Raw genomic sequence first — 18,837 nt, 5'->3', positions numbered from 1 at the left:
GTCCGCAATCGTTATTTAAGGCCCAGCTTTTCTTTGTTCGCCGCCATTTTCCCGCTGCGGATCTTCACGATATCGGCCCAGCCGTTCTGCTCCTGGAACGCTTTGTATTCGTTTAATACCGCATCAAAAGTCGCTTCGTCTTTGGCGCGGATCAGACTGACCAGCGTCGTGTTCCATTTGGTGTTGATCGCGGTCAGACCGCGGGCCTGCGGCGTACCCTGATCCGGGTTGATATTTTCCAGAATAAAGTGCGGCACCAGTTTCCCTTTGCCCCACTCCTGCATCTGTTTAACCGATCCAGGGAAGGCATCGTCGCTCAGCGCTTTGTGTTTGTCGTGGCCGAAGAACATGAATTCGCCCATGCGGTAATCTTTTTTGTAGCGATCCGCATCGTCCGTCTGCAGCTTTTTGATCTCCGGCAGCAGTTCGACTTTGCCGTCCGCGGTTTTCTTGTACGTCTCGCCTTCGATCCCGTAGTTCATCAGCATCTGGCCTTCTTCGCTCAGCAGATACGTATAGATCTGGATCGCTTTGGCCGGATCTTTCGCTTTCTTGGTCACGTAGGTCACCATCCATCCGGTAATACCGGACTGATTGAGCGTCGGCTCACGGCCCTGCGTGCTCTGCGGTCCATCGATCGCCATATACGCTTTGTCGGGGTTGGCAGTCATGAAAATCTGGAGGTTTCCGCTCTGCTGCGGTGTTCCGTCAAGCAGCATCGCCGCATATTTGCCAACCTTTACTTTCTCTTCGAAGCCCGTGCCGTCGTCGGCAAAACTGTCATCGCTCAACCCCCCGGCGCGGTAGGCTTCGTTCAGCGTTTTGACCCAGGTGAGATAATCTTCGTCCAGATTGCGGTCGTAGAACTGGCCGTCTTCCGTCTGAAGCGGAACGCCGAGGAAGTCCTGCAGCGTATCGCCCAGCGATCCGGTGCCTTCGCCGATCGAATTGAAACCGAACGGGATCAATTCCGGGAATTTCTGCTTGATCTCTCCCATCACCTTCACAAACTGTTCAGGAGTGCCGATCTCCGGACTGCCGAGTGCTTCGTAGACGTCTTTGCGAATTACAAACGCCGTCTTGGCCGGAATCTCGCCGCTGTCGTAATCCGCCTGCGTGTTGGAATAGTTCGGGTAGCCGTAGGTCTTTCCGTCTTTGAGCTGGAACCAGTTCAGGGTATCTTGGGCTGCGACTTTGTTAAAGTACGGATCGTACTGCTCGGCCAGATCGTTCAGCGGCAGCGCCCAGGTCGCGGCTTTCTGTGCGACGGCGGAGTTGGAATCGAATACGGTGATCAGATCGGGCATGTCTCCGCCGGCGAAAAAGGTATTCAGCTTCGTATCGTCGCCGGTAATGAATTTGATATCGACGTTAAGATCTTCTTTGATTTTTTTCGTGACCAGGTCTTTGCCGAAATCCGTGTTCCACCAATCCGCGTTCACGTACCAGGTAAGAGCAGTCGATTCGGCTTTTTTGTCCGATTTCCAGGCCGGCGTCTCGGGATCCAACGCGTAGCGGCCTTCGAGCGAGATCGGCGCCGCTTCTTTGCTATCCGACCCGCCGCCGCAGCCGCTCAGCATCAGCGCCGCTGTCAGCATGCCCGCACCCAATTTCCAGCCTGTTTTTCTTAAAACGTTTTTATTTTGTCGCATCTTTTTTGCCTCCGCTTCGAAAAGGTTGGGTGTTGCACTCTTGGCTACTCTTTGACCGCGCCCAGCATCATGCCCGAGATAAAGTACCGCTGAAGCAGCGGATAAATCGCCAGAATAGGCAGTGTGGTAATGACGATCGTCGCCAGCTGCACGCCTTTGGTCGTCGTCTCGATTACCACCGAACCGCCGATATTCTGCATAGCCTGCGTTTGCGATTGGACAATGATCTCGTACAGCATCATCTGCAGCGGATACAGCGCCTGATCGGTAATGTACAGCTTGGTGGTCATGAAATCGTTCCACTGGCCCACCCCGTTGAACAAGGCGATGGTGGCCATGGCCGGCATCGACAGCGGAATAAAGAGGCTGAGGAAGACCCGCCAGTCGCCCGCTCCGTCGATCTTGGCCGATTCTTCCAGAGCATCCGGCACATTGCGGAAAAAGTTCATCAGAATCACGACATCGTAGTAGCTGAACAGCGCCGGAATAATATAGACCCAGAAGCTGTTGAGCAGGCCAAGCGACTTGATCAGCAGATACGTCGGGATCATCCCGCCGGAGAAGAACATCGTAATGACGCCCATCGCCACATACAATCTGCGTCCTCTCAGGTACTTTTTGCTCAGGCCGTAAGCGACCATGGCGCAGAAGAATACGTGCGTCGAGACGCCGACGACCGTTTTGGCTACCGAGATGAAGAACGCCTGCCAGATATTCGCATCGCGGAACACCGCACGGTAATTTTCCAGCGAGAATTCCGACGGCCAGAAGACGAACCCGCCTTTGGCGAGCGATTGCCCGGAGCTGAACGAAGAGACGATGACGTTCCAGAGCGGAACGACGATCGCTACCGTGAACAGCAGCAGCAGCGTGATGTTGACCGTATCGAACACCCGGCTGTCCAGGCCGCCTTTGATTTTGGTTGACTTTGTCAGTATGGCCATGTCCGTTTGTTTCCCTCCCTACAGCACGGATTGATTGTCGTTCAGCTTGCTTGTGATCTTGTTGGCGGTAAGCAGCAAAATCACCGAGACGATCGAGACGCCGAGTCCGACAGCCGTCGCGTACGAGAAATCGCCCTGGGCAAGGCCCATGCGGTAGACGTACGAGTTGATGACTTCCGCTTTCTCCCGGTTCTGCGAGTTCATCAGCACCAGCGTCTGGTCGAGGTTCGATCCGAACAAGCCGCTGATCGTCAGAATCAAATTCAGGCTGATAATCATCTTCATATTGGGCAGCGTGATATTCCAGATCTGGCGCAGGCGTCCCGCCCCGTCGATCTTCGCCGCTTCATAGTACGTCGGATCGATCTTGGCCATGATGGCGAGATACAAAATCGTGCCCCAGCCCGACTCTTTCCAAATATCGGACAGCGTCGCGATCCACCAGTATTTGTTCGCGTCGAGCAGAATATTCTGCGCGTTCGAGATCAGGCCGAGGTCCAGCAGCAGCTGATTGAACAGCCCGGTCGTCGAGAACCACGTAATCATCATGCCCCCGAGTACGATCCAGGACAGAAAGTGCGGCAGGTACGAGACCGTCTGCACGAACTTCTTGAGACGGCTGTGCCGGACTTCGTAGATCATGACCGCCAGCACAATCGGCAGAACGAATCCGATCGCAAGCTTCAGGAAACTGATCGCGAGCGTGTTGACGACGGAATCCCAGAAATACCGGTCGGACAAAATGATCTTGAAGTTCTCCAGTCCTACCCACGGAGCGCTGCTCGGCGTATCGATGACGGTATAACTTTTGAAAGCAATGGTCAGGCCGTAGATCGGAACGAAGCAGAATACGATCATGAACAGGATACCGGGAATGACCATCGTCTGAAGTTCCCATTGGCGGGCATAGTCGATCGCGAAGCTCTTGATTCGCTGCCGCATCGAAGGTTTGCCGCTCGACGGACGATCGGACGATGCCAGCGCGGATTTGGCCATTGGAAAAGCTCCTTTCGGCTTGTGATTAAAACGTTTTTATTTTTCTTTAAAAAAATTCGTTCTTTCTGCCTCTAATGCGAGCGGTTACATTTCTCTTCAAAAAAAGAACCGGCGGGTCTGCGGCGTGTACGTCCGCGGTCTTTCCCGTACACGCCCGGCCTACTCCGCGCGGTCGACCGGCACATGGCTGGAGCCACGGACGACCAGCTCGCCGGTCAGCGTCTGGCTCTGCCCTTCGTCCTTGCCCTGAATCAGGCGAACCAGATGATCGACGGTCAGGATCGCTTGACGGGCGATCGGATTGCGGACGGTCGTCAGAGGCGGCGAGAAATACCGGGCGATGTCCACATCGTCGAAGCCGACTACGCTGACGTCGCCGGGCACTTCGTAGCCGTGCGCCTGAAGCGCCTGGATACAGCCCATCGCACTGAGGTCGTTGCCGGCCAGAAAAGCGCTCGGCAGCTTGTTTCCGTGCATCCGGATAAAAGCTTTGATCGCATTGAACGTGCTGTCTTCCTCGAAGTATCCCTGAATGATATAATCTTCGTCGAACGCCAGACCGTACTCGCGCAGCGCGGCCAGATACCCTTCCCGGCGCTGCAGACTGTCGAACATCGTGTCCACACCGGATATGTAGGCGATGCGTTTGTGCCCCAGTCCGATCAGATATTTGGCCGCTTCATAGCCCGCCGCATAGGAATCGAACGTTACGCTGCCCATCGTCTCGTTGCCGAATTCGCGATCCAGGAAAACGGCTTTGATCCGGTCTTTTTGCATGACCTCGATGTCCTGTTCGTCGATCTTCAGCTCTTCGTAAATGATCACCCCGTCCACGCGCCGGCCGAGGATATTGCTCATAATGACCGACTTGTCCTTCGTGACGAAAACGTTCAGCCCGTAGCCGTGGCGTTCGCACTGCCTCGACATGGTCTCGATCAGCTTATAGAAATAAGGACCGGATACGCTTGTCGTGAAAAAGCCCAGCATCATCGTCTTGCCCGACTTCAGCATCTTCCCGTTCAGGTTCGGTACGTAATTGAGCCGCTCCGCGACCTGAAGCACATGCCGCTTCGTCGCCGGATTGAGGACATCCACGTCGTTGAGCGCGTTCGACACCGTGGAAATCGATACTCCGGCTTCCCTTGCAACATCCCGAATCGTAATTTTGGCCATGGTTTTGTTTCCTTTTATAAAAACGTTTTTATGTTTTTAAAAATAGCACAGGTTACTTGGAGAGGCAAGCTTAATTTGAAAAAGACAGCAAAAAAGGCTCCGCGCTGCTGCACGAAACCTTTCCTGGCGCGGCCGTTTGATCGGCAGCACACTTATGTTTGCAGAGCCTTAGCCGTTCTTGAACAGCACTTCCGCTACCAGATGCGCAGCCCGGTCCGTGCTCAGCTCGCCCATGCCGATCATCTGTTTGAGCTGGCCGGCGAAGCTGACGCCCCGATTGGACAAGATCACGAATCCGGACTGCAGGTCCCTGTTGAACGCGGCAAAGCTGCTCGCGCCGTAGGTTCCCCCATTATGCCAATGCGTGACGGTACCGTCTTTGCGCATGGAACGCATCCAGGCATAACCGATCCCGACGCCTTTGGACGGCGCGACGGAAGCCTGTTCGTTCTGGCAGGCCAGCAGCGCCGGCTCGAACCCGGCCGCCGCCGGATGCTGCCCCAGCTGCGCTTCCAGATACGTCAGCATATCGGGAACCGTCGAACGCACGGCGCCCGCGCCGGCCATCGCGGAAGTGAAATCCCAATGCGGCACCGGACGTCCGCCGGGAGCGAAGCCGGGAACCAATACGGTAGACGCCGACGCCGCGGATTTCTTGCCGCCCGATACTTTCTTCCGCGCGCCGGCTTCGGCCGAAACGGTACCCGCCGCGACGGCCTCCGGTTCGGGGCCGGCCGTGTCCAATACCGGCATGACGGTTCCGCTCATGCCGAGCGGATCGAACAATTCCCGCCGCAGCGCTTCATGCAGCGGTACGCCGGAGATCCGGCCCAGCGCCCATCCGAGCAGACCGTAGCCGTAATTCGAATATTCGTGCTTGGCCCCGCTGCGGAACTTCTCTTCCAGCACGGCCTCGAGCAGATGTTCTTCGGTATAGGCGGCGTACGGATTGCTTTTGTCTTTTTTCATCGACATCAGGACCTGGTTCTTCGCCAGCCGGGTCAAGCCCGACGTATGCGTCGCCAACTGCCGCAGCGTGGCCTGACGGGCAAAATCGCTGTTTTCCAATTCCGGAATCAGCTTGGCCAACGTATCCGCAGGTTCCCACAGTCCCTCCTGCTCTCCCTGTGCCAGACGAAAAGCAGTCATCGTCTTGGTGATCGAACCGATCTCGTACTGCGGCTCGCCTGCACCGGTATTCACGCCCGGCGTCCAATAAAACTTCTCTCCGCGCACGATCCAGCCGATGGCCGGAGCATGCTCGGGCAGAGCGGCCCAACGGGCGATTTTCTTATGGTTGTCCAGCATATCCTTTACGGCATTCATATCGAAAGCCCTCCTGTTCTCTATAGACTGCGCATGCAGAGGGCAAAAGCTGCAAGGAGTCCCGTACATCCTGCGGCTGCTTCGCCGATTTAATCTTGGTTAGCTCGTTCTTCGTCTTTGCGCTTTTGCAGAGCTGTGCCGAAAATAAGCCCAAATGCGATTCCGAGCGGCATTCCGAGCGCCACGTTATGAAGCATCAGCCCCAGCAGCATGCCAAACGACGTTCCGATCGCAAGCCCAAAGCCGATCCATTTCTTGTCGTTTGTTTTCGCCGCTTCGCCTTGCTTGTCGGATTGACGTTCTTCCCGATCATTTCGATTCATTTTCATTCTCCTTTCATGGATAAGCGAAAGGCTAGTCCCTTGTCAACACTAAAGGTAAGGTTACGCTCCCCTGAGATTTCGTACCTGAAGCGTGTACGAAGTCTCCGACGGAATTGTTATTTCAGGAAAACGTAAACCTCGGATTAAGAGTTGAAAGGGTACTAGGTCTGTACGTAAGCCGCTTCGCTCCCGCCAATCAAGAGCCGTCCATGTGCTTACCTGTTCTATCCCACTGCTGTTCCAGCTTTCCGTAAAAGAGTTCGGGCGGCGTGTCGTCCGGCAGTCCGGCCACCTGACCGTCGCCAAGTTCCACGACGATCCATGGCCCTTTTTTCGTTTTGGCAAAATCCATCGTAAAAAATCGGCTCTGTACCGACTTGATAATCTTCTCGAATTCGCCCAATCTCTCATTAAAAGCTGCGTCTTCGCCGGCTTCCCAATAGGTCGAGACGAATACCGGCTCGCCGTCAAGCACGAACACCCGGATCTCGCGCGACAGCGGCATGCCGCTCTGCGGGTGCAGGGACAACGCCTCCAGTTCTTCAAAAGCCCGGAACACCAAGCCTTCGCTGAACTCCGCGCCCTGCAGTTCCAGCAGCCGCCGCACCGTCTGCCGTACCCGGCCTTGGTCCGAAGCATCCGGGATATAACAGGCTTCCGCCCATTCGTGCTTGCGCGATTTCACGTAATCCTTGACGATGATCGGCCGGTCTTCGAACCGCCGCACGGCTTCGACGGCCCGCGATCCGGCTTCTTCGACGGCGGTTCGATCCGTCACGGGGAACCAGACCGACTCCGGCGTGACCCCTTCGATCTTCGGATACGACTCCGGCAGATAATGCGTATGCACATACTGCTGCGGCGAATTGATCAACCGCAGATTGCGGGCGAGCAGCGCCTCGTACAACCGCGTGTAGTCGCCGGGGCGCAGCATCCAGCCGCGATACAGCGCAGGGCCCGGTTCGCGGCTGTCAGGCCGGCTCAGCCGTTTCACCGCCTGCTGCGGACTACGCCGAGCAGCAGCGGGTCAAGGTCGATCAGACCGACGAGTAGACCGGCCGCCCGCGCGCAGCGATACTCGTCCGCGTAACTTTCGTCCACCTCTTTGGGATTAAGCGGCGAGGCCGCAAACAGGACCGTCAGGGTCATGATGGAGGCTCCTTTCGGGGGCTTCATTCCGGGCCGAACCGGCACCGCCGGTTTGCCTTCTATCTTTCATGGTAAAGTAACGCGGAGCGGTTTGCAATTTTGGGACAGGGCAGACTGTTTGTCCAGATGCTTGGGCGGCTGCTTTTCTTCTATAAAGTACAGACAAACATAGAGCAAAAGTGCGAACCGCAAGCTCCCATGAAATCGCCGGGAGGTTCGCACTTTTGGAGTTCCGAAGCTTTGCCGAGCTTGGGCGGATAAGGCGAACAGTCGCTTCACGTGCGGGAGCATGGATTGAACTCGAAAAATCTCCCAGAGCGTACATCAATACCACCCTTAGTACAAGCACATAAATCGAACCTAAATCAGGCAGGCGATCCTTCGCCTGCACCGAATTAAATCCACCTCGAAAAGCCACGGAACCAACCTCCCGGGCTTTTCTCTTCATCTCCTCACCATTCCCTACAGCAGCAGCAACCCTTCCGGATCATAATCCTCCTTCGCACCCACATGCTCCACTTTACGCTTCCAATTCGCTCCAAGCATTTAATACCGTAAACTGTCCGTCTGCGGATTCATTACGTCTTCAAGCTGCGTCTTGAGCTGCTTGATCTGAACCGGATCGACCAAGCATTCGAACACCGAATTCTGCACCCGCTGGCCGTAATTCTGGCAGATCTTCGAAATAGGATGCAGCCGCTTTGCTCCTTACGGAGAAGTCGTCTGCACATCGTACGTAATCAGCACCAGCATAGCGCAAGTCTCCTTTTTCCCGACTCGGCCGGACGATCGCCGTTCAGCCGGATCCTCCCGGAAAACTTCACTTCTTCTCTTTGGATCGATAGTGACCGTTAAAACCCATGCCGAATGCCATCGCATAGACGACGCTTAATCCCAGTCCCATAGCCGGGTTTTGCAGAGCCACTCCACTTGCAATGCCCAAGCCGACTCCAATCGCCATACCCGCGGCCGCCATTTCTTTGGATTTTGTCATCTTGACCGCCCTCCTTCCCTATTTTTTAGGAACTACGCAATAGGCATTCGAGGGTTTCGCAATATTTAACTACTTCCACAGAAACGGCGGATAATCCGGCAGATCTCCGCGAATATGCCGGGCCAGCAGCAGCGCCTAGGCGTAAGGCAGAAGTTCGGGCGAAATCTTTTCACCCAGAAAAGGATGTGGGATCTCTTCCTGCTTACGCTTTTGCCAGGCCCCAAACACTTCTTTGCGTGCATCGTCTTTGAGCAGTACAGCTCCATTTTCCTTGGTAGTAAAAGACTCCTTTGCACAACGCAAAAAAGGAAGGCGCCCACGGAATTTCATCCGCCGGTACCTTCCTTTCCTTTTTCCTATACAGCATCCCTGCCTAATCCCATTCCTTAAGCTGCTCTAGGCTTCCCTAAGCTTCCTCGATCTTCACCGTCATTCCCTGCAGAGCCGAGCCCGCCGAGCGGTTCAGCGTAATCGTGCGGCCCGCAAAAGCGATTTCTTCGCCGCCCTGGAAGCGGATGTTGCGTGCAACCGCGTAATGGACGACCGAGAACGTCAGCTCGAAGATCTCGTTGCCCGAGCGCTTGGAGTTCAGCAGTTCGAATTCGTCCGAGCCGAAGTCCGCCATGCCGTGCGTATAGGCCGATCCGCCGGATTCGCCGCCGTAGAGGCCGACGAATACCCAGAGATTCACGGGCAGTTCTTTTTCTTGCAGCAGCTCCGCACTCGCCAGATAATCGGCCCGGCTGACGAGCAGCGGCGCCGAATAGACGGCAAGCGCCTCCGCGTTCCCCGCGAGCAGCGCCGCCAGGGTCTGGGTCAGAAACCGGTGTCCGCTCAGCCCGTTCGCCGCGTTGCGAAGCGTGACGAGCAGCTGCGCGGCATACCCGGCAATCTCCTGCTCCGCTTCCGGCCAGAGCCGGTTGTATTTGCCGTTGCTCTCGGCTTCGCCGTCCGGCAGAGGCGCAGGGACATAGTCGGCCGTGACGGTCATGCCGCGGTAATGAATCAGCAGTTGGCCTTCATGCACGCCGCCCTCGACCTCGAGTCCCAGCGTACGCAGAAACGGCAGACATCCGTCCAAAGACGGGGGCGACGGCGTCTTCAGCAGGATATGCCGTTCCAGCGTCACCGTATCGGGCCGTTCGTCCGGTACCGTGGTCCAGTCTCCGTTTGCGCCGCTATGTTCCCGATAAGTCCGCTCCGGTCTGCTGCGTTCCGCGGCTTCCCTATTCGATTCGTTTGCCGGATCTTTTTTAAACCATTTTGCGAAAAAACTCATTGTTGTCGGCCCCTCCCTGTTTACATCAGATCGCTCATATACTGCCGGATCTGCCTGCGCCACCAGTTCCAATCGTGCTCCGAGTCATATCCCCAGAACTCGACGCGGGCAGGAATGGCTTTGTGAAACAGCACTTCGGCGAGGCGAGCCGTTTCTTCCCGCATCTCGTCTTCCCAGGCGCCCTGCCCGCAGCAGATGATGATCCGGCGTCGGCGGTACTGCTCCAGCAGATGATCGTCTTCAAGCCCCGGCAGATAATCGAGCGGCGAGTTGAAATAAACCGCACCTTCCCGGTATCCGCCGAAGAAATGATTAACCGAATACACGCCGCTCAGTGCGAGCAGCGTATCGAAAGACTCCGGATGCCGGAAAAAGAAATTCGCGCTGTAATAAGCCCCCATCGAACATCCGCTGATCAGAATCTTCTGCTCGTCTCCGCCATTGTTCTGCCGGCTCTCATGCAGGATTTCCGGAACCAGCTCCTGCATGATATACGCATCGTACTGTTCGTGGCGCGCGATCCGCTCCCCGATATTCCAGTGCGGCGAGAAGAACGTCTCTTCGTCGAGCGTATCGCACGCCCAGACCTGAAGTTTGCCCGCATCGATCCACGGCGCCAATTCTTCGATCATGCCGGCATCTTCATATTGATAAAAGCGTCCGAGTGATGTCGGAAAAACCAGCATCGGTTTGCCCCGGTCGCCGTAGACTTTGACTTCCATCTCGCGGCCGAGGGCCGGACTGTACTGCTTTCGATAATGCACCGTAACCATGCTGCGTCCCGTCCTCTCCGGTTGCCTGGAAACGAATCGTTCGGCCCAAGCGGCAGCGCCGGACCGAAGGTTCGTTTTTTGCTTATTTTTTTACCACTCCGCCTGAATGTAATCCGCAATCTCCCGTACGCGATCCAGCGAATCCCCGCGGAACTGGTACGCGCGGTTGCCGCTGGCCCGGCTGAAAATCTCGTCGATCGCATCGTAGCGCACCAGCGCACCGCCCAGTTCGCTCTGAATCTCTTCGTGGCCGCGGCGATAATGCTTGCGGTCTTTTCGGCTTGCGTATCCCGTGTAATAGTGACCCGACGGCGCTTCGCCGCTTCCTCCGTGGACGACCATCCGGGCCCACAGCGTATAAATATCCACTTCGTACGAATAGTTGATCGAGTCCGTCATCCAGGCACCCGGAGGACGCATATTCACTTCGAGCGCGATCAGCCGTCCGTCTTTGTTCGACTTGAACAGCTCGATATGGAAGAAACGCTCCCGAATACCGAAAGCCTCCAGAATGCTGCGGCCCGCCTGCTCCACTTCCGCATCGACATCCTTTAGGCAGAAATAGCGCAGATGGTCGTCGTCGCTCACGACTTTCATGATACTCTGCTCGAAACGGTGGCTGGCCTGGAAACGCACAATGCCGTCCCGGTCGATCAGACCGTCGTAGGTAAGAATGATGCCGTCGATAAATTCTTCCATAATAAACTCGGTATCCGCAGGCGAAGTATGGAAAAAGTAATCCAGTTCGTCCTGATTGCTCAGTTTGTACGTGTGACTCGCTCCTGATCCCAGATCGGGCTTGACGACGACCGGGAAACCGTTCTCCGCCGTAAAGGCCGCCGCGCTTTCCCGATTCGGATTCTTGAGGAACCGAACCGTTTCCACGCCGCTTTTGCGGAAAAAGTCTTTCATTTTCGATTTGTGCTTGAGGTTGTCTATGAAATCCGCTTTCGTACCCTCGATATTGAAATCGGTGCGCATCCGCGCATCGCTCTCCAGCCAGTATTCGTTCAGGGATTCGAAGCGATCGATTCTGCCGTATTTGTGGGTGAAATACCCCGTCGCACGCAGCGTCTCGTCTTCGCTTTCCATATTGTCGACGCGGTAATATTCCGTCAGCGCCGCCCGGAGCCGGGGATCAAGGCTGTCGTACGGGGCGTCGCCGATGCCCAGCACCGTCGCGCCTTCCTCATGCAGCCGAATCGCGAACTCGCCGCTGCTGGCAGGGAAATGGGGAGAGAAGAAAACAAAGTTCATAGCCGGACCGCCTCCATCGCAAGATTGTACCTAATTTATCAGTCTGCAGGTGTTTCGTCAATTTACCGATCACTTTCGTGTATGTAAAAACGCCGCCGGCAGAAGCCCGGCGGCGAATTCGTCGGCCCGAGAGCCGACCTGGAACAGGGGATACACGAACACGTCGGCCCTGCGGCCTCCGCATCCGATCGAGCCCGCCCTACAACCTTTTCTCCAACCGCATATTCGTTTTGATACTCGAAGCGTGCGGAGCGAACTTGCGGTCGGCCAGACGAAGCATGGCCGGATTCTCACTCGAGACGCTGAGCATCTGGTACGCAAAGCGTTCAAACAGCCGGTGCCGACGAGCGATTTCCAGAAACAGCGCTATTCCGCTCGCGTGAATCCGATATTCCGGGCACACATACATGCTGCGCAGCAGAAGCAGATTGGAAGCGAGCTGCTGGATACCGATCCAACCCGCGATCCGGCCGTCGATCTTCATCAGCATGCTGAATTCCGGATGCAGCAGCCGCTCTTCCTGCAGCGGATTCAGATCGGACTGCAGATTTGCCGAGATGGCGGACAGTTCGGCCCGCTCGGCTTCCGTCGCGTCGAGCAGCGGCCGCAGTTCCGCGGAGACCGGCAGCGAAAGCCGCTTCTTCCCCGCTTCTTCCCTAAGGCTTGCAGAACGCAGCGTATAGGTCCGGTATAACAATTTCTCGGATTCGTAGCCTCGTTTATGCAGAAACTCCAGTTCCGGAGCGGGCTTGCCCTGCCGCAGCGTCAGCGTGACCCGGCTGATCCGGCAGCCCGATTCGAGGATTTGTCGTTCGGCTTCTTCAAGCAGAAGACTTCCGACACCCAGGTGGCGAAACAGCTCCTGGGTATGCAGCACACTGATACTGCCCGTACCGGAACGGGGATGCGCGATCACCAGAGCCGTTCCGGCGAATAGACCGTCGACTTCGGCCTCGATTCCGATTGCGCCGGGCGGCAGCGGGTCTCTCAAAGAAGGCAGATAGGTTTGGAATCTTTTGGCTTCGGCAGGAAGCTTGTTGATGATAATCATGATGAACTCCTTCCGTTTGTTCAACGGCTCGCGGCCGGCAGTGATAACGGGAACAGCAAAGTGATCCGGATAACCGGCTGACGGGATTTGTTATTCGGCCGTTTCGGTCGGGACTGCTTCACCCGAAGGCGATTCGCTCGATGTTTCGGAAGCCGATCCGCTTTCCTGTGCAGCGCCGCTCTGCGGCCCTGCAGGCGAAGAAGGCGGCAGCGGATTCGGGAGCAGGGCAGGCGGAATATTCATATTGCTTTTGCTGAGATGATTGGCCGTTTGATTTTCCAAATCTTTAATGCGAACCTCTAGTTGTTTTTGGTAGATCTTTCAAGGTTCTGTTTGGGAAAGCTGAAGCAGGTCCTCGCTTGCCTTGATCGTACCCTGCAAGTTTTCACGACTTTGTGGGATCCCTTCGTGATCAATAAGCGCAGATTGGGCTTTCGCAAGAGCGTCTTTCAGCGGTTCATAATCCCATGCAATAATCTGCTCTTCCAGATCCAGTTTCAACTCATTAAGTTCATTTAATAACATGTATTCCGTATCGGGATCGATCAGGGCCGGATCCGGATTGCGGACTTTCAGATCGGCCAAACCGTTCCAGAACGTATCGTAAGCGCCCTGCGAAATCTGTCTCGGAGCGGTTCCGGCTTGGTATACGGCATACACGGCGGCAGAATCCAGAGCGCGTGTAATTCGCGTATGGTTTTTGGAATCGCGCAGCGCTTGAGTCGCCGAGACCAGGGTGCTTGCAGCCTCATTGGCCGCGCTCTGCGTCGCGTCGGCGTCGTCCAATAGCGCCTGCGAGCGGATCAGCACTTCTTTGAACTCCGATTGAATTTTCTCCGGATAGGACTGGCCTACGAGGTCTCCGACCGGCAGTTCTTCCAGCGCCAGCTCGGCATCGGCCAGGGCTTGTCTCAATCCGGCCAGATCGACCGGCTCGGCAGGCGGATTGACTACAGGAGGAGTCACAACCGGAGGAGTTGCTACAGGCGGGACCACTACCGCAGGAGCCGTATAGACCGTTTCGGTGACCGGAATCGAAACGGAAGGTAAGGCAGCAGGGAATGGAGCGTTATTCCACAAGGAAATCTGATTTCTGATCACGCCGAAATTCGTAATGAACGACATCGGATTGAGTGTCGATGTGACCAACAGATTGTTGATGGAAGCGAGGCGGCCCAGCGTCAAGCGCAGACGACCATCGGTCTGCATCATGATGACCGGCGCATTAAGATTAAAAAATCCTACGCCCGGTTCGAGCGTAAGCTTGGGAATACGCACGCTCGAATCGCCTTCAAGCAAGGCCGATTTTTGCACGGACATCTCTTTGAGTTTCGAAGACTCGAGCAGTTCCACACGTACCTGCTCTTTATTCAGAACCATGCTTTCGAGCTGCGCCGCACGGAACACGACCGTATGATCGTCGCCGCCCAGCACATGCGTGGTGCCTTTGACGATCAGACCCGTGCTCGAAAAGTCGTGCTGTACGGACGCCGCGATCGTCAGATCGCCGCCGATCTCCAGCGCATTCAGCGTGACAAAATCGCCGCTTACCGTTACCGCACCCGAAATTTTGGCGCCTCCGCCGTTCAGGGCGATATTGCCGCCGAATTCCGGCTGTCCCTGGGCCGCTGCGGTTCCCGCGGATTTGAGATCCAGAGTCCGGACGGCCGTCACCGTTCCGTTCGCGACCGTCAGATTGACTTTGGCTCCGGCCAGCGCAGGCGCATTGGCAGCCGTAAACAGCCCTGCCAGATCTTGCGAAACCCGGTACGCCACCCCGCCGATCTTCACGGTTCCGTCTTGAACCGCTTCAATCGCCTGCAGCTGCAAATTCGAAGCGGCCAGCACCGCCGAGGCGGCTTCTCCGCGCAGGACCTTGCGGCCCGGCTCGATTCCCTGCGTATATCCTCCGAGCAGTCCCGCTTTGGCGGACTGCTTGAGTGCCGCTTGGGCCCAGACGCTTGCCGAAGCGAGTTCCGCATCGGGCAGACCGGCTGCGCCGTTTTCGATCGGCGAATTCGTCAGATCCAGCGCTTTCGCCAGTACGACGGCCATCTGTTCCTGCGTAACGGGCGCATTCGGCAGGAAAGCGCTGCCGCTTCCCTGCATCCAGCCTTTGGCGCGCAGCGCTTCGGCCGCAGGGGAAGCCCACGAAGAGGTCTTGAGATCCTTATAGGAAGAATCGGAAGCGGCTTGAACCGAGAAGGGGAAGGCGAGCGCGCTGACGGCAATAGCCGAAGCGGCGGCGCCTTTGGCGGAGAAGAATTTCGCGGATGCTTTTGTCATGGAGGGCTCCTTATTGCGTGCCTGTTGGCAGGTAGCGGCGTCTACTGTTGGTTACTTAATGATAGTTTAAATTTTGATAAAAGCAATAGAAATTCCTTTAATTCGACAAATTCCGTAATTCTCTTTACCTCCGTATTTAATCGAAACGTTTATATCGTTTTGCGGCCGGAAACGGATTCCAGTCCTTTCGCGCCTGCTGGGCACCGAGGAGATCCGCACGCTTGTCCAAACCAAACGGAAACGAGTTAGAATCCGGCAATAAAGAGTCGGTCAAAGCAGTCGGCACCGGCTATCGGGAGCTATTAGCGTAGAAATGGAACGTAAATTTACGTCTCCTGCCAAACCGGGCCGCAAAACCTGAATTTACCGTTTGCCCGCACCCCACATCTGGGATACGATTCATACAGACTCTTCCGGCGATTGGCCCAAGCCGCAGCCTGACTCCGATACAGCCGATCCGCCGGATACGAAAAGGAGACCGTTACCATGTCCAACCTGTACTACGATTCCGCTTATACCCGCGAATGGACAACCCGGATCGCGGAAATCGTCTCGCGCGAAGACACCCTGTATATTCGACTGGACGAGACGGCCTTCTATCCGGAAGGCGGCGGTCAGCCGGGCGATACGGGGACGATCGGGGAAGCCCGCGTATTCGATACGATCGCCGAGAACGGCCGCATCCTCCACCTTGTCGACAAACAGCCCGGCGCCGCGGGAGACGAAATCTTCTGCCGGCTCGATTGGGAGCGCCGGTTCGACCATATGCAGCAGCACACCGGCCAGCACCTGCTCTCGGCCGTGTGTCTGGATCTGCTCGGGGCTCCCACCCTCAGCTTCCATCTGGGTCGGGACTACGCCACGATCGATGTCGACAAGGCGGAATGGACCGACGCCGAACTGGAACGACTGGAACAGGAAGTCAACAAGCGGATCCAGCGCAATCTGGCGGTCAACGGTTATTTCGTCGAACCGGAAGAAGCCGCCCGGCTGCCGCTGGTCAAAGCGCCTTCGGTCGAAGGCCGGGTGAGGATCGTGGAGATCGAGGGAATCGAATACAATGCCTGCGGCGGCACCCACGTTCGGACCACCGGCGAATTGGGACTGCTCAAGCTGCTGCGGGCCGAGAAGCAGAAAGGCACTCTGCGCCTGACTTTCAAAGTCGGACTGCGCGCGCTTGCCGAGTTTGCCGCCCAGCACCGGATTCTGGGCACACTGTCCGCCAAGCTGAGCACGCCGAAGGAAGAACTGCCCGAACGGCTGGAGAAGCTGAGCGCGGAAGATCGGCGCAAGCAGTCCGAGCTGAATGAGCTGCGCGCGCGGCTCGACCGCTACGCTGCGCGGGAAATGCTGGAAGAATCCGAATCCCGCGGAGGTGCCGCAGCGAAGCTGTTCGAAGATCGGACGTTAAAAGAAGTGCGGCAGCTCGCCGCCCTGCTGACTGCCCAGACGCCGCGCCCGGTTCTGCTCGGTTCACGGCCGGAGTGCAAATTGATACTGGCCCGCAGCGGCGAAGCGGGAATTTCGTGCGGCGCTTTATTCAAGGAAATGCTGCCTGCTTTCGGCGGACGGGGCGGCGGCAGCGAGACATCCGCCCAGGCGGCTTTCGGCTCGGAAGACGAACTGATCGCTTTCTACGACAAGCTTGTGCAGCATCTATCCGGCGGTCAAACCGGTTAGAACGGAAGCGGGTCAACCTCACGGCCTACCCTAAGCGGACGGCCGGGCATCCGCCCGGTCGTTTTTCCGTATTTTCCCTTGCCCGTTTGCTGTTCGGCACGCTATGATAGAGAATGATTCTCAATGATTGGCGGTACGGCAGTTTTTCCGACTTGTTCCGGCCGGCTTTACAAGGTGTACATTAATAGAGAAAAGAGGGATTGGCATCAACATATCGAAACGTTTCTTCGCTTTTTACAAACCTTACAAAGGACTGTTTCTGCTCGATTTTTGCTGTGCGGTATTTGCCGGTCTGCTCGAACTGACCTTTCCTCTTGCGGTCAACGTCTTTATCGACGATCTGCTGCCGGGACAGAATTGGAGTTTGATTCTGATCGCCTCCTTCGCGCTGCTCGGCATCTACGCGCTTAATACGGGGATGCAGTATATCGTGACCTATTGGGGGCATATGCTCGGGATCAATATCGAAACCGATATGCGCAAGAACCTGTTCGCCAAACTGCAGAAGCTGTCGTTCCGTTTCTACGACAACCATAAGACCGGCCACCTGATCGGGCGGGTGACGAACGATCTGAACGATATCGGGGAACTGGCCCACCACGGACCCGAAGATGTGTTTATCGCCATTATGACCCTGATCGGTTCATTCGCGCTGATGTACAATATCAGTCCGGAACTTGCGGTCATCACCTTTGTCGTGATTCCGTTCATGGCCTGGATGATTATCTTCTTCGGCCGCCGCATGACCCGTACCTACAGCCGTCTGTTCGGCAACGTAGGCAACTTCAACGCCCGGATCGAAGACAATATCGGCGGGATCCGCGTCGTTCAATCGTTCGCCAACGAACAGCATGAACGCGACCTGTTCGAAGTCGAGAACCAGGCTTTCCGCCAGACGAAGCTGCTCGCCTACAAGACGATGGCCGGCAGCATGTCGGTCAACTACATGATGATGCGTCTGATCAGCGTGCTCGTTCTGATCTTCGGCGCGCTGTATTTTATCCGGGGCGAGATTCAGATCGGCGAATTCGTCGCTTTTCAACTGCTTGCGAACGTCTTCTTCCGTCCGATCGAGAAGATCAACGCGGTGATCGAGAGTTATCCCAAAGGCATCGCCGGCTTCCGCCGCTATTTGGAAATCATGGACACCGATCCCGATATCCAGGATGCGCCGGATGCCAAGCCGATCGATTCGCTCAGCGGCGAAATCCGTTTCGATAACGTCACGTTCGGCTATGAGAAAGAACGTCCGATTCTGGACGGCATCAGCCTCTCGGTGCATCCGGGCGAAACGGTCGCTTTCGTCGGCCCGTCGGGCGCGGGCAAGACGACCATCTGCAGCCTGCTGCCGCGCTTCTACGAAGTGGACTCGGGCAGCATTACCGTGGACGGGATGGATATCCGCGGTCTGACGCTGGAGTCGCTGCGCAAACAGATCGGGATCGTGCAGCAGGATGTCTTCTTGTTCTCGGGCACGATCCGGGAGAATATCGCTTACGGCAAACTGGATGCCACGATCGAAGAAATCTGGGAAGCCGCCGATCGCGCGCATATGGCCGACGTAATCCGGGACATGCCGGAAGGGATGGATACCGTGATCGGAGAGCGCGGCGTGAAGCTGTCGGGCGGCCAGAAACAGCGGATGGCGATTGCGCGCATGTTCCTGAAAAACCCGCCGATTCTGATCCTGGACGAAGCGACTTCCGCACTCGATACCGAAACCGAGCTGGCGATCCAAAAATCGCTGGCCGAACTTGCGGTCGGACGAACCACGCTCGTTATCGCCCACCGTCTGGCGACCATCAAAAATGCCGACCGGATCATCGTCGTGAACAAAGACGGGATCGCGGAACAAGGCAAACATACGGAACTTGTCGAAGCGGGCGGAATTTACAGCCGTTTGCACCAAGCACAGTTTGGCAGCTGACCTATTGAGGGTAATGGAAAGAAGAAA

At 56.5% G+C, this 18,837-nt stretch carries 17 protein-coding genes and 2 pseudogenes; 2 read left to right on the top strand and 17 right to left on the bottom strand.

The annotated features are described in order from the left end of the window. Positions 1 to 11 precede the first annotated feature (11 nt). From HOP44_RS02290 to HOP44_RS02215, 17 genes and pseudogenes are all read right to left on the bottom strand, one after another. The gene (locus HOP44_RS02290; RefSeq protein WP_172250174.1) at positions 12 to 1,652 is read right to left on the bottom strand and encodes a type 2 periplasmic-binding domain-containing protein; all 1,641 of its coding nucleotides are present in this window, start codon (positions 1,650 to 1,652) and stop codon (positions 12 to 14) included. 44 nt (positions 1,653 to 1,696) lie between these two features. Next, the gene (locus HOP44_RS02285) at positions 1,697 to 2,596 is read right to left on the bottom strand and encodes a carbohydrate ABC transporter permease (protein ID WP_172250172.1); all 900 of its coding nucleotides are present in this window, start codon (positions 2,594 to 2,596) and stop codon (positions 1,697 to 1,699) included. A gap of 18 nt (positions 2,597 to 2,614) precedes the next feature. Then, on the bottom strand, positions 2,615 to 3,592 hold the full coding sequence (locus HOP44_RS02280; RefSeq protein ID WP_172250170.1) for an ABC transporter permease: 978 nt from the start codon (positions 3,590 to 3,592) through the stop codon (positions 2,615 to 2,617). 159 nt (positions 3,593 to 3,751) lie between these two features. Beyond that, entirely contained in the window at positions 3,752 to 4,765 is a 1,014-nt protein-coding gene (locus HOP44_RS02275) for a LacI family DNA-binding transcriptional regulator (RefSeq protein WP_172250168.1), read from the bottom strand. Between the two features lie 168 nt (positions 4,766 to 4,933). Beyond that, complete coding sequence (locus HOP44_RS02270) at positions 4,934 to 6,091, bottom strand: serine hydrolase domain-containing protein (protein WP_172250166.1); 1,158 nt, start codon at positions 6,089 to 6,091, stop codon at positions 4,934 to 4,936. Positions 6,092 to 6,180: 89 nt separating this feature from the next. Continuing rightward, positions 6,181 to 6,414, bottom strand: coding sequence for a glycine zipper domain-containing protein (locus tag HOP44_RS02265; RefSeq protein WP_172249458.1), 234 nt, complete (start codon positions 6,412 to 6,414; stop codon positions 6,181 to 6,183). A 196-nt stretch (positions 6,415 to 6,610) separates the two neighbouring features. Next, positions 6,611 to 7,408, bottom strand: coding sequence for an ATP-grasp domain-containing protein (locus tag HOP44_RS02260; protein WP_343059708.1), 798 nt, complete (start codon positions 7,406 to 7,408; stop codon positions 6,611 to 6,613). Further along, the gene (locus HOP44_RS22680; protein WP_246369547.1) at positions 7,405 to 7,563 is read right to left on the bottom strand and encodes a hypothetical protein; all 159 of its coding nucleotides are present in this window, start codon (positions 7,561 to 7,563) and stop codon (positions 7,405 to 7,407) included. Before HOP44_RS22680 ends, HOP44_RS02260 begins: the two co-directional genes overlap by 4 nt. Positions 7,564 to 8,025: 462 nt before the next feature. Next, positions 8,026 to 8,259: pseudogene (gene cas2 / locus HOP44_RS22675) on the bottom strand (CRISPR-associated endonuclease Cas2). 124 nt (positions 8,260 to 8,383) lie between these two features. Then, entirely contained in the window at positions 8,384 to 8,557 is a 174-nt protein-coding gene (locus HOP44_RS02250) for a hypothetical protein (RefSeq protein ID WP_172250164.1), read from the bottom strand. A gap of 69 nt (positions 8,558 to 8,626) precedes the next feature. After that, positions 8,627 to 8,839, bottom strand: a pseudogene (locus tag HOP44_RS02245) (subtype I-C CRISPR-associated endonuclease Cas1); the annotation flags it as partial. 124 nt (positions 8,840 to 8,963) lie between these two features. Then, the gene (locus tag HOP44_RS02240) at positions 8,964 to 9,836 is read right to left on the bottom strand and encodes a DUF4261 domain-containing protein (RefSeq protein ID WP_172250162.1); all 873 of its coding nucleotides are present in this window, start codon (positions 9,834 to 9,836) and stop codon (positions 8,964 to 8,966) included. A gap of 20 nt (positions 9,837 to 9,856) precedes the next feature. Continuing rightward, complete coding sequence (locus HOP44_RS02235; RefSeq protein ID WP_172250160.1) at positions 9,857 to 10,609, bottom strand: esterase family protein; 753 nt, start codon at positions 10,607 to 10,609, stop codon at positions 9,857 to 9,859. A gap of 90 nt (positions 10,610 to 10,699) precedes the next feature. Further along, positions 10,700 to 11,866, bottom strand: a complete 1,167-nt coding sequence (locus HOP44_RS02230; protein WP_172250158.1) for an ATP-grasp domain-containing protein — start codon at positions 11,864 to 11,866, stop codon at positions 10,700 to 10,702. 199 nt (positions 11,867 to 12,065) lie between these two features. Next, positions 12,066 to 12,917 (bottom strand): GNAT family N-acetyltransferase, encoded by an 852-nt coding sequence (locus HOP44_RS02225; RefSeq protein ID WP_172250156.1) that lies wholly within the window; start codon positions 12,915 to 12,917, stop codon positions 12,066 to 12,068. A gap of 90 nt (positions 12,918 to 13,007) precedes the next feature. Continuing rightward, positions 13,008 to 13,199 carry a hypothetical protein gene (locus HOP44_RS02220; protein WP_172250154.1) on the bottom strand — a complete coding sequence of 64 codons (192 nt, stop codon included), beginning with the start codon at positions 13,197 to 13,199 and terminating at the stop codon, positions 13,008 to 13,010. Positions 13,200 to 13,238: 39 nt separating this feature from the next. Then, the gene (locus tag HOP44_RS02215) at positions 13,239 to 15,203 is read right to left on the bottom strand and encodes an S-layer homology domain-containing protein (RefSeq protein WP_172250152.1); all 1,965 of its coding nucleotides are present in this window, start codon (positions 15,201 to 15,203) and stop codon (positions 13,239 to 13,241) included. Positions 15,204 to 15,689: 486 nt separating this feature from the next. Between HOP44_RS02215 and HOP44_RS02210 the strand changes: the two genes are divergently transcribed. Further along, a complete protein-coding gene (locus HOP44_RS02210; protein WP_172250150.1) occupies positions 15,690 to 16,883 on the top strand; it encodes an alanyl-tRNA editing protein in 1,194 nt (397 codons plus the stop codon). Positions 16,884 to 17,094: 211 nt separating this feature from the next. Continuing rightward, positions 17,095 to 18,810 carry an ABC transporter transmembrane domain-containing protein gene (locus HOP44_RS02205; protein WP_172251517.1) on the top strand — a complete coding sequence of 572 codons (1,716 nt, stop codon included), beginning with the start codon at positions 17,095 to 17,097 and terminating at the stop codon, positions 18,808 to 18,810. The last annotated feature ends 27 nt before the right edge of the window (positions 18,811 to 18,837 follow it).

This window comes from Saccharibacillus deserti (assembly GCF_013618475.1).
In the GTDB taxonomy this organism is placed as follows: domain Bacteria; phylum Bacillota; class Bacilli; order Paenibacillales; family Paenibacillaceae; genus Saccharibacillus; species Saccharibacillus deserti.
Note: the sequence above shows the minus strand (reverse complement) of the source record. Positions and strands in the feature narration are given on the sequence as shown.

What these genes read in the sequence shown, in the direction of transcription:
- HOP44_RS02290 (WP_172250174.1), bottom strand. Translation starts at nt 1,652, where the DNA reads ATGCGACAAAATAAAAACGTTTTAAGAAAAACAGGCTGGAAATTGGGT.
- HOP44_RS02285 (WP_172250172.1), bottom strand. Translation starts at nt 2,596, where the DNA reads ATGGCCATACTGACAAAGTCAACCAAAATCAAAGGCGGCCTGGACAGC.
- HOP44_RS02280 (WP_172250170.1), bottom strand. Translation starts at nt 3,592, where the DNA reads ATGGCCAAATCCGCGCTGGCATCGTCCGATCGTCCGTCGAGCGGCAAA.
- HOP44_RS02275 (WP_172250168.1), bottom strand. Translation starts at nt 4,765, where the DNA reads ATGGCCAAAATTACGATTCGGGATGTTGCAAGGGAAGCCGGAGTATCG.
- HOP44_RS02270 (WP_172250166.1), bottom strand. Translation starts at nt 6,091, where the DNA reads ATGAATGCCGTAAAGGATATGCTGGACAACCATAAGAAAATCGCCCGT.
- HOP44_RS02265 (WP_172249458.1), bottom strand. Translation starts at nt 6,414, where the DNA reads ATGAATCGAAATGATCGGGAAGAACGTCAATCCGACAAGCAAGGCGAA.
- HOP44_RS22680 (WP_246369547.1), bottom strand. Translation starts at nt 7,563, where the DNA reads ATGACCCTGACGGTCCTGTTTGCGGCCTCGCCGCTTAATCCCAAAGAG.
- HOP44_RS02250 (WP_172250164.1), bottom strand. Translation starts at nt 8,557, where the DNA reads ATGACAAAATCCAAAGAAATGGCGGCCGCGGGTATGGCGATTGGAGTC.
- HOP44_RS02240 (WP_172250162.1), bottom strand. Translation starts at nt 9,836, where the DNA reads ATGAGTTTTTTCGCAAAATGGTTTAAAAAAGATCCGGCAAACGAATCG.
- HOP44_RS02235 (WP_172250160.1), bottom strand. Translation starts at nt 10,609, where the DNA reads ATGGTTACGGTGCATTATCGAAAGCAGTACAGTCCGGCCCTCGGCCGC.
- HOP44_RS02230 (WP_172250158.1), bottom strand. Translation starts at nt 11,866, where the DNA reads ATGAACTTTGTTTTCTTCTCTCCCCATTTCCCTGCCAGCAGCGGCGAG.
- HOP44_RS02225 (WP_172250156.1), bottom strand. Translation starts at nt 12,917, where the DNA reads ATGATTATCATCAACAAGCTTCCTGCCGAAGCCAAAAGATTCCAAACC.
- HOP44_RS02215 (WP_172250152.1), bottom strand. Translation starts at nt 15,203, where the DNA reads ATGACAAAAGCATCCGCGAAATTCTTCTCCGCCAAAGGCGCCGCCGCT.
- HOP44_RS02210 (WP_172250150.1), top strand. Translation starts at nt 15,690, where the DNA reads ATGTCCAACCTGTACTACGATTCCGCTTATACCCGCGAATGGACAACC.